This window comes from Streptomyces sp. NPDC050121, assembly GCF_044460385.1.
Classification (GTDB): domain Bacteria; phylum Actinomycetota; class Actinomycetes; order Streptomycetales; family Streptomycetaceae; genus Streptomyces; species Streptomyces soliscabiei.
On record NZ_JBITJV010000001.1, the window covers coordinates 287,569 to 300,698 of the forward strand.

Annotated in this window: 11 protein-coding genes and 1 pseudogene; 8 read left to right on the forward strand and 4 right to left on the reverse strand. The window is 70.8% G+C overall.

Going from position 1 to position 13,130, the window contains the following annotated elements:
• The first annotated feature begins 34 nt into the window (after positions 1–34).
• The 3 genes and pseudogenes from ACIBTS_RS01300 to ACIBTS_RS01310 all read left to right on the forward strand — a co-directional run bounded on the left by ACIBTS_RS01300 (position 35) and on the right by ACIBTS_RS01310 (position 3,635).
• A complete protein-coding gene (locus ACIBTS_RS01300; RefSeq protein ID WP_399315774.1) occupies positions 35–2,530 on the forward strand; it encodes an alpha-L-arabinofuranosidase C-terminal domain-containing protein in 2,496 nt (831 codons plus the stop codon).
• A 254-nt stretch (positions 2,531–2,784) separates the two neighbouring features.
• Positions 2,785–3,063: pseudogene (locus ACIBTS_RS01305) on the forward strand (YfhO family protein); the annotation flags it as partial.
• Positions 3,064–3,281: 218 nt separating this feature from the next.
• Positions 3,282–3,635 carry a hypothetical protein gene (locus tag ACIBTS_RS01310; protein ID WP_399315775.1) on the forward strand — a complete coding sequence of 118 codons (354 nt, stop codon included), beginning with the start codon at positions 3,282–3,284 and terminating at the stop codon, positions 3,633–3,635.
• Between the two features lie 194 nt (positions 3,636–3,829).
• On the opposite strand, the gene ACIBTS_RS01315 is transcribed toward ACIBTS_RS01310, so the two are convergent.
• Positions 3,830–4,570: a VOC family protein gene (locus ACIBTS_RS01315; RefSeq protein WP_399315776.1), complete on the reverse strand. Its 741-nt coding sequence runs from the start codon at positions 4,568–4,570 to the stop codon at positions 3,830–3,832.
• Between the two features lie 81 nt (positions 4,571–4,651).
• On the opposite strand from ACIBTS_RS01315, the gene argC reads away from it, so the two are divergent.
• From argC to ACIBTS_RS01340, 5 genes are read left to right on the forward strand one after another with little or no spacing between them, the layout of a single operon-like run.
• A complete protein-coding gene (gene argC, locus ACIBTS_RS01320; protein WP_399315777.1) occupies positions 4,652–5,680 on the forward strand; it encodes an N-acetyl-gamma-glutamyl-phosphate reductase in 1,029 nt (342 codons plus the stop codon).
• Complete coding sequence (gene argJ / locus ACIBTS_RS01325) at positions 5,677–6,828, forward strand: bifunctional glutamate N-acetyltransferase/amino-acid acetyltransferase ArgJ (protein ID WP_399315778.1); 1,152 nt, start codon at positions 5,677–5,679, stop codon at positions 6,826–6,828. Before argC ends, argJ begins: the two co-directional genes overlap by 4 nt.
• Complete coding sequence (gene argB, locus ACIBTS_RS01330; RefSeq protein ID WP_399315779.1) at positions 6,825–7,781, forward strand: acetylglutamate kinase; 957 nt, start codon at positions 6,825–6,827, stop codon at positions 7,779–7,781. The genes argJ and argB overlap by 4 nt, the downstream gene beginning before the upstream one ends.
• Positions 7,778–8,971, forward strand: a complete 1,194-nt coding sequence (locus ACIBTS_RS01335; protein ID WP_399315780.1) for an acetylornithine transaminase — start codon at positions 7,778–7,780, stop codon at positions 8,969–8,971. The genes argB and ACIBTS_RS01335 overlap by 4 nt, the downstream gene beginning before the upstream one ends.
• 7 nt (positions 8,972–8,978) lie before the next feature.
• Positions 8,979–9,524 (forward strand): arginine repressor, encoded by a 546-nt coding sequence (locus tag ACIBTS_RS01340; protein ID WP_319334998.1) that lies wholly within the window; start codon positions 8,979–8,981, stop codon positions 9,522–9,524.
• 233 nt (positions 9,525–9,757) lie between these two features.
• On the opposite strand, the gene ACIBTS_RS01345 is transcribed toward ACIBTS_RS01340, so the two are convergent.
• From ACIBTS_RS01345 to ACIBTS_RS01355, 3 genes are read right to left on the reverse strand one after another with little or no spacing between them, the layout of a single operon-like run.
• Positions 9,758–10,558, reverse strand: a complete 801-nt coding sequence (locus tag ACIBTS_RS01345) for an FAD:protein FMN transferase (protein ID WP_399315781.1) — start codon at positions 10,556–10,558, stop codon at positions 9,758–9,760.
• Complete coding sequence (locus tag ACIBTS_RS01350) at positions 10,555–11,682, reverse strand: FMN-binding protein (RefSeq protein WP_399315782.1); 1,128 nt, start codon at positions 11,680–11,682, stop codon at positions 10,555–10,557. The genes ACIBTS_RS01345 and ACIBTS_RS01350 overlap by 4 nt, the downstream gene beginning before the upstream one ends.
• A gap of 56 nt (positions 11,683–11,738) precedes the next feature.
• Positions 11,739–13,121 carry a ferredoxin reductase family protein gene (locus ACIBTS_RS01355; protein ID WP_319670785.1) on the reverse strand — a complete coding sequence of 461 codons (1,383 nt, stop codon included), beginning with the start codon at positions 13,119–13,121 and terminating at the stop codon, positions 11,739–11,741.
• Between the last annotated feature and the right edge of the window lie 9 nt (positions 13,122–13,130).

Here is a 13,130-nt window from a genome sequence, read left to right on the forward strand (position 1 = left end):
ATACAACGCGCACCACTGAGCCGCGGAGTCACTCATGTCACGCAGCACCACCCGCACCCGCTGGAGAATCGGTCTCACCTCGACCGCGCTTCTGACGGCCACCGCCCTCGTCCCCGCCCCCGCCCCCGCGCACGCCGAGGCCGTGACCGACTACGCCATCACCGTCGACCCCACCGCCAAGGGCGCGAAGATCGACGACACGATGTACGGCGTCTTCTTCGAGGACATCAACCGGGCGGCCGACGGCGGCCTCTACGCCGAGCTCGTGCAGAACCGATCCTTCGAGTACTCCACCGTCGACAACCGGTCATACACCCCGCTGACCTCCTGGACGGTCGACGGCACCGCACAGGTCCTGGACGACTCGGGCCGCCTCAACGAGCGCAACCGCAACTACCTCTCCCTGGGTGCCGGTTCATCCGTGACCAACGCCGGCTACAACACCGGTGTCCGGGTCGAGCAGGGCAAGACGTACGACTTCTCGGTGTGGGCCCGCGCCGAGAGCGGCACCACCCTGACGGTGTCGTTGCAGGACGCCGACGGCGCCCTGGCCACCGCCCGCAAGGTGGCCGTGAAGGCCGGCGGCTGGGCGCGGTACAAGGCCGTCTTCACCGCCACCCGGACCAGCGGCAACGGCCGGCTGGGCGTGGCCTCCTCGGCGGCGACCGCCCTGGACATGGTGTCCCTGTTCCCCCGTGACACCTACCGGGGCGAGCCGGGCGGCCTGCGCAAGGACCTCGCCCAGAAGGTCGCCGCCCTGCACCCGGGTTTCGTGCGCTTCCCCGGCGGCTGCCTGGTCAACACCGGCTCCATGCAGGACTACAGCGAGGCCTCCGGCTACCAGCGCGCCCGCTCCTACCAGTGGAAGGACACCATCGGTCCGGTCGAGCAGCGCGCCACCAACTCCAACTTCTGGGGCTACAACCAGAGTTACGGCCTCGGCTACTACGAGTACTTCCGCTTCGCCGAGGACATCGGCGCGATGCCGCTGCCCGTGGTCCCCGCCCTGGTGACCGGCTGCGGCCAGAACAAGGCCGTCGTCGACGACGCGCTGCTCAAGCGGCACATCCAGGACACGCTCGATCTGATCGAGTTCGCCAACGGGCCGGTCACCTCCACCTGGGGCAAGAAGCGCGCCCGGATGGGCCACCCCAAGCCCTTCCACCTCACGCACCTCGAGGTCGGCAACGAGGAGAACCTCCCGAACGAGTTCTTCGCCCGCTTCAAGGAGTTCCGCGCCGCCATCGCGGCCAAGTACCCGAACGTCACCGTCATCTCCAACTCCGGCCCGGACGACTCCGGTTCGACCTTCGACACGGCCTGGCAGCTCAACAAGGACGCCAAGGTCGACATGGTCGACGAGCACTACTACAACAGCCCGCAGTGGTTCCTGCAGAACAACGACCGCTACGACTCCTACGACCGCAGCGGCCCCAAGGTCTTCCTCGGCGAGTACGCCTCCCAGGGCAACGCCTTCAAGAACGGCCTCTCCGAAGCCGCCTTCATGACCGGCCTCGAACGCAACGCGGACGTCGTCAAACTGGCCTCCTACGCTCCGCTGTTCGCCAACGAGGACTACGTCCAGTGGCGCCCGGACCTGGTGTGGTTCAACAACCACGCCTCCTGGAACTCGTCCAACTACGAGGTCCAGAAGCTGTTCATGACCAACGTCGGCGACCGCGTCGTGCCGTCGACGGCCACCGGAACCCCGTCCCTGCAGGGCCCGATCACGGGCGCCGTCGGCCTGTCGACCTGGGCGACCAGCGCGGCCTACGACGACGTCGAGGTGGCCGCCGCGGACGGCACCCCGCTGCTGAGCGACGACTTCTCCGGCGACGCCTCGAAGTGGACGCACACCGGCGGCGGCAGCTGGTCGCTCCAGGACGGGCAGTACGTGCAGACCGACACCGCCGCCGAGAACACCATGGTCTCCGCCGGTGACCCGAGCTGGCACGACTACGACCTGCATGTGAAGGCCACCAAGAAGTCCGGCAAGGAGGGCTTCCTCGTCGCCTTCGGCGTCAAGGACACCGGCAACTACTACTGGTGGAACCTGGGCGGCTGGAACAACACCCAGTCCGCCGTCGAACAGGCCGTGGACGGCGGCAAGTCGACGCTGATCTCCAAGGCGGGAAGCGTGGAGACGGGCCGCGCCTACGACGTCGACGTGAAGGTGCGCGGCCGCCAGGTCACCCTCTACCTCGACGGCCAGGAGTGGGGCAGCTTCACCGACGACAAGCCGGCCGAGCCCTTCCGCCAGGTCGTCACGAAGGACAAGAAGACCGGTGACCTGATCGTCAAGGTCGTCAACGCCCAGTCCACGGACGCCCGTACGGCGATCGACCTCGGTGGCGCCAAGGTCGCCTCCAAGGCCGGGGTGACCACGCTGGCCGCCGCACCGGACGCGGTCAACACCGAGACCGCGACCCCGGTCGCACCGGTGACCTCCACCTTCACCGGAGTCTCCGGCAGGTTCACCTACACCTTCCCGGCGAACTCGATCACCTTCCTGCGGATCAAGCAGCGGTAGCCGGCTCACCTGCCTGACCACAGCTGTTCTCCCGGGGACACCCAGCCCACCGCGAACGCCGGCCGTCCAAGTCGGCGAATCAACGCCGGTGCGGGGAGGCGTCCCCGGGAGAACGCCGGCCTCTGCCGCTTCTCCGGGGGCCTGTCCGACGTGGATCGCTCGACCCTGAACAAGCACGTCCCGTCGGACCCGGCCCCGGCATCGCAGGGGAAGGCCCCTGGGGGCGGGCGCCCCGCCGCGCGCAGCGGCTCCGGCTGCCCCGCCCGACGGCCGAGCCGCGACAGGCCGCCGCCCTGCTGGCCGCGGTGATCACCGTCACCGCCTTCCGCGCCGCCGACGCCGTCGCCCGCAGCTACCCCTTCGGCCCCCGCACCCGGAGCGTCAACGACCTGGGCAACCAGTACGTGCCGTTCCACGCACACCCGTGGGACTTGCTGCACGGACGGGCCGACGGCGGTCTCCTCGTCAACTGGCAGTCCGGCTACGGCGCCGGTTTCCTGCCCGACCTCGGCAGCTATCTCACCAGCCAGTTCTGCTGCTGGGCGCCCGCGTCCACACGGCGCCCCCGCTGACCGTGCGTACCGCAGCCGGGACGGCGCCCCGGCGCAGCAAGGGCGACCCGCCAGGCGTGCGCCTCGACGCCCTTCCCCGGGGGGCGCCGAGCCCCGGCCGACGGTCACCGCCGAGTGCGCGGCGGGCAGCGAGGTGTATCTGTGGGCGCCGCACTCCGCGGGCACCGCGCGGCTCACCGGTGACAGTGCCGCCGGTCCGACCGGCCGGTTTTGGTCCGACCCCGTCTCCAAGATCGCCGCCATGGAGCCGCTCGGCACGGTTCCGGCTTCCGGGCGGCTGCGGATCGAGCTGTCCCCCCAACCGGCCGAGCACCGTCCCGCACGGCGCGGTCGGCTGCCTGGACACCGTCAAGCTGCGCGCCGCCACCGACCGCCTCAGGACCACCGGCGCCACCCAGGTGACGGTGGACGACGACACCGTCCGCGCCGAGCTCCCGGCCGGCGCCCTGGGCACCGCCGTCCTCTCGGCCCCCCGGATCGCCGGCTGGCGCTGCGCGGTGGACGACGACATCGCCGTGTTCGTCGGCGAGTAGTACGGGCTGATCGCGGTCTTCCTCGACGGCTCCGCGACCAGTGTCACCTGCACGTTCCACCCGCGGGGTCTGCGGCTGGGCGGGGTGATCGGGGGCATGTCGCTGCGGGCCGCGATCGCGCTCGGCACGTTCACCGTGGTCCGCCGACGGGCAGCCGTGACGTAGCGCTCCGGCCGGCGCGCGGTCGCTCCGCCTCAGGACGGGGCGAGGACGCAGAACTCGTGGCCTTCCGGGTCGGCCAGGCACGTCCAGGGGACGTCGCCCTGGCCGACGTCGAGGTCGGTGGCGCCGAGGGCCCGCAGCCGGGCCACCTCCGCCGCCTTGTCGTCACCGGGGCGGGGCAGCAGGTCGAGATGGACGCGGTCCGGCACGGTCTTCACGCCGGGCGTGCGGAGAAACTCGAGATACGGGCCCACGCCCTTGGCGTTGCGCAACACCGCCTGATCGTCGGTCACCTCGTGCAGCGTCCAGTCCGTCGCCCCGCCCCAGAACCGGGCCATGGCCCGCGGATCCATGCAGTCGACGACCACCGCGGCGATCGGCCCGGTGTCCCGGTAGACGTCCCGAGGCTCCAGCACGCAGAACTCGTTGCCCTCGGGGTCGGCGAGGACCGTCCACGGCACGTCGCCCTGACCCACGTCGACGGGTGTCGCACCGAGCGCCTTCAGCCGCGCGACCAGCTCCGCCTGATGGGCCGCCGAGGCGGTGGCGAGATCGAGGTGCACACGGTTCTTCGTCGCGGCCTTGGCTTCCGGCATGGGAACGAAGTCGATGCCGAGGACGACCGGGTCCGGCCAGACGAGGCCGCCCAAGGGTCCGACGTAGGTGGTCACGCCGGGGCTGTAGGCACTCCAGCCGAGCGCCTGCGCCCAGAACCGGCCCACCGCCGCGTGATCAAGAGCCTTGATGTTCACCATGACGGGTCTCAGTGCCATGCACGTGATCTTATGCGCCGCACCAGATTGTATAAACGTGCATAGCGACGTATAGTCATGCCATCCAAGAGGAGGGTGGACATGGCGGTACGTGCGGCGGTGGCCGGAGCGAGCGGATACGCGGGCGGAGAGGTGCTGCGTCTGCTCCTCGCGCACCCCGAGATCGAGATCGGCGCCCTGACCGGCAATTCCAACGCGGGCCAGAAACTGGGCGCGCTCCAGCCGCACCTGCTGCCGCTGGCCGGCCGGGTGCTCGACGAGACCACCCCCGAGGTCCTCGCCGGACACGACGTCGTCTTCCTCGCCCTCCCGCACGGCCAGTCCGCCGCGGTCGCCGAGCAGCTCGGCCCGGATGTGCTCGTCGTCGACATGGGCGCCGACTTCCGACTGAGGAACCCGGCCGACTGGGAGCGGTTCTACGGCTCCGCGCACGCCGGGACCTGGCCGTACGGCCTCCCCGAACTGCCGGGCGGCCGCGCGGCGCTGGAGGGGTCCAAGCGCATCGCGGTCCCCGGTTGCTACCCCACGGCCGTCTCGCTGGCCCTGTTCCCCGCGTACGCGGCGGGGCTGGCCGAGCAGGAGGCCGTGATCGTCGCCGCCTCCGGCACCTCCGGCGCCGGCAAGGCGCCCAAGCCGCACCTGCTGGGCTCCGAGGTCATGGGCTCCATGTCGCCGTACGGCGTGGGCGGCGGCCACCGGCACACCCCCGAGATGATCCAGAACCTCAGCGCGGCGGCCGGGGAGCCGGTCACGGTCTCCTTCACCCCGACCCTCGCGCCGATGTCCCGCGGGATCCTCGCCACATGCACCGCCAAGGCGAAGCCCGGCGTCACCGCCGAGTCCGTCCGCGCCGCCTACGAGAAGGCCTTCGCCGACGAGCCCTTCGTCCACCTGCTTCCCGAGGGCCAGTGGCCGGCCACGGCGTCCGTCCACGGTTCCAACGCCGTTCAGGTACAGGTCGCCCACGACGAGGCGGCGGGCCGCATCATCGCGATCAGCGCCATCGACAACCTGACCAAGGGCACCGCGGGCGGCGCCCTGCAGAGCATGAACATCGCCCTCGGACTCGACGAGACCACCGGGCTTTCCACGATCGGAGTCGCACCGTGAGCGTCACGGCAGCCAAGGGATTCCAGGCTGCGGGCATCGCCGCCGGAATCAAGGAGAACGGCAACCCGGACCTGGCCCTCGTGGTCAACACCGGGCCCCGTCTGTCCGCCGCGGGCGTCTTCACCTCCAACCGTGTGAAGGCCGCGCCGGTCCTGTGGTCCGAGCAGGTCCTCAAGGGCGGCCAGGTGTCCGCGGTGATCCTCAACTCCGGCGGCGCCAACGCCTGCACGGGGTCGAAGGGCTTCCAGGACACCCACGCGACCGCCGAGGAGGTCGCCGAGGTGCTGGGGCACAACGCGGCCGAGGTCGCCGTCGCGTCCACCGGCCTCATCGGCGTCCTGCTCCCGATGGACAAGCTGCTCCCGGGAGTCGGGACCGCCGCGGCGCAGCTCTCCGAGCACGGCGGCGAGAAGGCCGCCATCGCCATCAAGACCACCGACACCGTCCACAAGACGTCCGTCGTCACCCAGGACGGCTGGACCGTCGGCGGCATGGCCAAGGGCGCGGGCATGCTCGCCCCCGGCCTCGCCACCATGCTGGTCGTCCTCACCACCGACGCCGACCTCGACAGCGCGACCCTGGACCGGGCGCTGCGCGCCGCCACCAGGGTCACCTTCGACAGGGTCGACTCCGACGGCTGCATGTCCACCAACGACACCGTGCTGCTGCTCGCCTCCGGCTCCTCCGAAGTCACCCCGGAGTACGAGGAGTTCGCTGCGGCCGTCCGGACCGTCTGCGACGATCTCGGCCGGCAGCTGATCCGGGACGCCGAGGGCGCCGGCAAGGACATCAAGGTCGAGGTCGTGGGCGCGGCGAGCGAGGACGACGCCGTGGAGGTGGGCCGCTCCATCGCCCGCAACAACCTCCTCAAGTGCGCCATCCACGGCGAGGACCCCAACTGGGGCCGCGTGCTCTCCGCGATCGGCACCACGAAGGCCGCCTTCGAGCCGGACCGGCTCAACGTCGCCATCAACGGCGTCTGGGTGTGCAAGAACGGCAGCGTCGGCGAGGACCGCGAGAAGGTCGACATGCGCTACCGCGAGGTGCACATCGTCGCCGACCTCGCCGCCGGCTCCGAGACCGCCACCATCTGGACCAACGACCTCACCGCCGAATACGTCCACGAGAACAGCGCGTACGCCTCATGAGCAACGTCACGCGGAAGCACACCGCGCTCCCCAAGGCCCAGATCCTCATCGAGGCGCTGCCCTGGCTGACCCGCCACAACGGCAAGACCGTCGTCATCAAGTTCGGCGGCAACGCCATGATCGACGAGGAGCTGAAGGCCGCCTTCGCGCAGGACGTCGTCTTCCTGCGACACGCCGGCCTCAACGTCGTCGTCGTGCACGGCGGCGGCCCGCAGATCAGCGCCGCCCTCGACAAGCACGGCATTGTCAGCGAGTTCAAGGCCGGCCTGCGCGTCACCACCGAGGACGCCATGGACGTCGTACGGATGGTGCTGGCCGGGCAGGTCCAGCGCGAGCTGGTCGGCCTGCTCAACCAGCACGGACCGCTTGCCGTGGGTCTCACCGGCGAGGACGCGCACACCATCACCGCCACCAAGCACCGGCCCGAGATCGACGGCGAGTTGGTCGACATCGGGCGGGTGGGCGAGATCACCGCGATCGACACGGGCGCCATCGAGGCACTGCTCGCCGACGGCCGCATCCCGGTCGTCTCCTCGATCGCCCGTAGCCAGGACGACGGACATGTCTACAACGTCAATGCTGATACGGCGGCTGCGGCACTCGCTGCTGCGCTGGGCGCCGAAACCCTCATGGTCCTCACGGACGTCGAGGGCCTCTACGAGGACTGGCCCAACTCCGACGAGGTGATCAGCCGGCTCACCGCCTCCCAACTGGAGAAGCTGCTGCCGGAGTTGAGCTCCGGCATGGTCCCGAAGATGGAGGGCTGCCTGCACGCGGTGCGCGGCGGTGTGAACACGGCCCGGGTCATCGACGGGCGGGTCCAGCACTCGATCCTGCTGGAGATCTTCACCGACGAGGGCATCGGCACGATGGTCGTGGCCGACGAGAAGCCCGACGCACAGCCGCACGCACAGCCGGACGCACAGCCGGACGCACAGGGGGAGCCGTCATGAGCAACGAGGAACTGACCGCGCGGTGGCAGACCGCGCTCATGAACAACTACGGCACCCCGCTGCTGCCCCTGGTGCGCGGCGCGGGCGCCAAGGTGTGGGACGCCGACGGCAAGGAGTACCTCGACTTCGTCGGAGGCATCGCCGTCAACGCGCTCGGGCACGCCCACCCGGCCGTCGTCGACGCCGTGAGCCGGCAGATCGGCTCCCTCGGCCACATCTCCAACTTCTTCATGGCCGAGCCGACCGTCACGCTCGCCGAACGGCTCCTGGCGCACTTCGGCCGGGACGGCCGGGTGTTCTTCTGCAACTCGGGTGCCGAGGCCAACGAGACCGCCTTCAAGATCGGCCGGCTGACCGGGCGCACCCACGTCGTCGCCACCGAGGGCGCCTTCCACGGCCGCACCATGGGCGCCCTCGCGCTCACCGGCCAGCCCGGCAAGCGGGACCCGTTCCTGCCGCTGCCCGGCAACGTCACCCATGTGCCGTTCGGCGACGCGCAGGCGCTGGCCGCCGCGGTCACCGAGGACACGGCGCTCGTCGTCCTCGAGCCCATCCAGGGCGAACTGGGCGTCGTCGTGCCGCCCGTCGGCTACCTCAAGGCCGCCCGCGCGATCACCGCCGCGACCGGCGCACTGCTGGTCCTGGACGAGGTGCAGACCGGCATCGGCCGGACCGGGCACTGGTTCGAGTACCAGGCCCACGAAGGTGTGCTGCCCGACGTCGTGACGCTGGCGAAGGGCCTCGGCGGCGGGCTGCCGCTGGGCGCGACCGTCGCCTTCGGGCGGGCCGCCGAACTGCTGCAGCCCGGGCACCACGGCACGACCTTCGGCGGCAACCCGGTCGCCTGCGCCGCCGGACTCGCCGTCCTCGACACCATCGAGAACGAGGGGTTGCTGGAGAACGTCAAGCAGCAGAGCGAGAGGTTGCGGGACGGAATCGAGGGTACGGGCCACCCGTTGATCGATTATGTCCGGGGCGCGGGCCTCCTGCTGGGTATCGTGCTCACCGAGCCCCTCGCGCCCCAGGTGCGCGCGGCGGCTCAGGAGGCCGGCTTCCTGGTGAACGCGCCCGCTCCCGACGTCGTCCGGCTGATGCCGCCGCTGAACCTCGGCGACGACGAGGTGGAGGCGTTCCTCGGGGCCCTGCCCGGCATCCTCGACGCAGTGAACGGGGACCGATCCGGAGAATGAGACGACGATGAGTCAGGCGCAGGACCATGAGCAGGCCGGGGTCAACGGGCCCGCCGTGCCACAGACCCGCACCGCGCGTCACCGCCGGATCGTGGACATCCTCAACCGGCAACCGGTACGGTCGCAGAGCCAGTTGGCGAAGCTGCTGGCCGACGACGGGTTGAGCGTCACCCAGGCGACGCTGTCGCGGGACCTGGACGAGCTGAACGCGGTGAAGATCCGCAACACCGACGGCGACCTCATCTACGCGGTGCCCAGTGAGGGGGGCTTCCGGACCCCCCGGGCACCGCTGGGGGAGTCGGCGAAGGAGGAGCGGATGCGGCGGCTGTCGCAGGAGCTGCTGATCTCCGCGGAGGCCTCCGCCAACCTCGTGGTCCTGCGTACCCCGCCGGGGGCGGCCCAGTTCCTTGCCTCGGCGATCGACCAGGCCGAGCTGCACGACATCCTCGGCACGATCGCGGGCGACGACACGTTGCTGCTGATCAGCCGGGAGCCGACCGGCGGCCAGGCGCTGGCGGATCACTTGCTGCGGCTGGCTCAGAACGGCCACTGAGCGCTGCGCCGGCCGGCCAGTCTCGAGGGTGCGGGTAGTGGGGGCCGGTCGCGCAGTTCCCCGCGCCCCTAAGGAGTTGCGGCCTGGCGCGCTGTCCAGCCACCGCTCTTATCCTGCGGGCGTGTTGCCTCCCCCAGTGCCTTAAGGCCCTGGGAGGTACCCCCGGGCGGCACGGGTGGGCGCAGCTGCACCCGCCAACGCGGTGAGTGAGCCCGCCTGCGCCCAGCCTCAGCTCACCCGAGCCGCCCGGCCAACCCCCCGGTGCACCGGACCTCGTCGCCCGCGGTGATGAGCAGCGCCTCCACGTCGGGCAGCGACTCGAGCCACCCCAACGCCTCCCGCGACCCCATCGCAAAGGCCGCCGTGGCCCAGCAGTCCGCCCAGGTCAGCTTGGGTGCCACCACCGTGACGGCCACAAGATCCGTCACCGCGGAGCGCCCCGTGCGCGGGTCGACGATATGCGCGCCCCGCTCCGCCGTACCCGACGTGGCCACCGCCAGTTCGTCCGCGCCGGCCGCCGAGACGACCGCGGCCAGTCCGCCCGGCCTTAGCGGATCGGACACCCCGACCCGCCACGGCCGCTCGGGCCCGGGAACGCCCAGCAGCTGCACATCGCCGCCGCCGTTGACGCTCACCCCGCTCACGCCCGCCGCCGCGACCAGCCGGGCCGCACGCTCGGCGGCCCAGCCCTTCACGATGCCGGTCGGGTCGAGCCGGCCCTCGTAACGCATGCTGAACCAGCCGTCGCTGATCCGCTCCGCCTCGGCGCCCAGTTCCAGCACCTCGGCCACCTCGGGATCGCAACTCCCGACGGTCAGCTCACCGCGCACCAGCCGGGAGACCTGGCTGTCCTCGCGGTAGGTGCTGAACACCTCGTTCACCCGGTGCAGCGAGGCGATCGCCTCCTCCAGCGCCGCCTGCACCGCCCCGGGCTCCCCGCCGCGGACGTCGAACGAGAAGACGGTCCCCATGACCTCTTCCGCGTGACGGACCACGGCGGGAGCCTGCGCCGACTCGGCCACGGTGTCCGTCACCGGGCCTGGTCCAGCGCCGACTGCAGGGACTTCTTGTAGCCCTCGCTGGTGTAGGTCGCGCCGGACACCGAGTCGATGTCCGCGCTGCCGGCGGCCACGGCTTCCTGGTTGAGCTTGGGGACGGACAGTGCGGTCTTCTGGTCGCTGGTGCCGCCCTTGGGCGCCTGGACGGCGTCCGCCTTGGTGATCTTCCCGCCGACGACGGTGATCCGTACCTGGACGGGACCGTACTGCGTCTGCTGGACGCTGCCGGTGACGGTCTTGGCCTGCGCGGCACCCGAAGCGGACCCCGAGCCGGACGACCCCGAGCCCGAGCCCGAGCCGGCCGCCGAACCCGACGCCGATCCCGCGCTCGCCTTCGCCTTGTCCAGCGCCGACTGCAGGGACTTCTTGTAGCCCTCGCTGGTGTAGGTCGCGCTGGACACCGAGTCGATGTCCGCGCTGCCGGCGGCCACGGCTTCCTGGTTGAGCTTGGGGACGGACAGTGCGGTCTTCTGGTCGCTGGTGCCGCCCTTGGGCGCCTGGACGGCGTCCGCCTTGGTGATCTTCCCGCCGGCGACGGTGATGCGGACCTGCACGTTGCCGTACTGCGTCTGGACCGCGTCCCCGGTGAAGGTGCCGGCGGCCTGCGCGCTGCCGGAACCGGAACCAGAACCGGAACCCTGGGAGGAGCCCGCGCTCGCGTTCGCCTTGTCGATCGCCGACTGCAGGGACTTCTTGTAGCCCTCGCTGGTGTAGGTCGCGCCCGACACCGTGTCGATGTTCGGGCTCTGCTTGGCGACCACGGCCGCGTTCAGCTGGGGAACCGCCAGCTTGGTCTTCTCGTCGCTGGTGCCCCCCTTGGGCGCCTGGACGGCCTCCGCCTTCATGATCTTGTTGTTGACGACGGTGATGCGGACCTGCACGTTCCCGTACTGCGTCTTGACGGCGTCCCCGGTCATCGTCCCCGTCACGGGCGCCCCGGCCCCGCCCTGGGCCGCCTCCTGCGCCGTGCCCGAGCCCGAGCCCGCCGCCTGCGCGGAGGCCGGGTCGGAGGACGGCTTCAGCGACAGCAGCAGCACGATCCCGGACACGGTGGCGGCGGTGGCCAGCACGACGCGCCGAAGAGGGTGGCTCTTCCTCATCTCTTCCTGAGCTCCTGATTCCCGTTGGTGGCGAGGTTCCCGTAAGTGCGGGTCGCTCACATCTCGAACGACTCGTGATGGATACGGCGGGCGGGGACCCCGGCGCCGCGCAGTGCCTCGAACACCCCTTGGGCGAAGCCGTTCGGTCCGCACATGAAGACGTCGTGGCTGTCGATGTCGGGGATCTTCCGCTGCAGGGACTCCGCCGAGATGTCGGGGCGCTCCCCGTCGGGGCTGTTGACGGCGTACATCAGCCGTGCCCCGCGCTCGTCGGCGATCTTCGCCAGCTCGTCCCACAGGGCCAGGTCCTGGGTGCTGTTGGCCCGGTAGAGAAGGGTGATGTCACCGGGCGCGCCCGGCAGCGTCTCGAACAGCGTCCGCATCGGGGTGATGCCCACACCGCCGGCGACCAGCAGCACCTTGCCCTGGCTGCGCCGGGAGGCGGTCATCGCGCCGTACGGGCCCTCGGCCCACACCTTAGTGCCGGGCCGCAGCTCGCGCAGCGCCGCGGTGTGGTCGCCGATCGCCTTGACCGTGATCCGCAGCAGTTCGGGGCGAGGGTTCGCCGACAGCGAGTACGGGTGGGAGCTGAACCGCATCCCCGGCGCGAGGAACCGCCAGCGGAAGAACTGCCCGGCCTCCGCGCCGATGCGGTGCAGCTTGCGGCCGCCGATCAGCACGGACACGATGCCGGGCGTCTCCTCGATGACCGCCTCGACGTACATGCGGTGACGCAGGTTCAGCCGGAGCGGGGTGATGACGCGGTACCAGACGACCAGCGCGGTGACCGACCCGTACAGCGCGTACCAGACGGTCTTCGCGGTCGGCTCGATCGCGAAGTCGTTGCCGGTGGTGATCTGGTGCCAGAACGTCAGGAACACGGCCCCGTACGTCAACAGGTGGATGTGGTACCAGGTGTCGTACGGCATCCTGCGCCGCACCGGGCCGATCGACACCAGGCCGATGAGCAGGAACAAGCCGGTGCCGATGGCGGCCTTGCCCATGTCCGGCAGCTGGTTCACGGAGTCGATCGTCTGCTGGACGATGTCGCCGAGCGACTTGCCGGCCTGCAGCGCGTACCCCCACATGATGAGGAACACGTGCGCGAAGACCAGACAGAGCGTGTACCGGCCGCTCATCGCGTGCCAGCGAGCGACCCGGTCGGAGCCCACCCGCCGCTCCAGCGCCGGCACCCGCGCCATCTGCAGCACGACGAGCGCCATCAGGTACCCGGCGAGCAGACCGGTGATCCGTCCCGCGTTGAGGATCTTGCTGTTGGTGTCCGCGATGTTCGGCGTGTTGGCCCACCACAGCCACAGCACGCCTGCCGCGCCCGCCCATACGGCGAGCAACAGCGGGACGGCCGGGGATCGGCGCGGGCGGATGCGGCGCATCGTCTGGCGGCGGGCGGCGCGTCCGCCTGCAATCGTGGTGGTCACGGTTCCTCC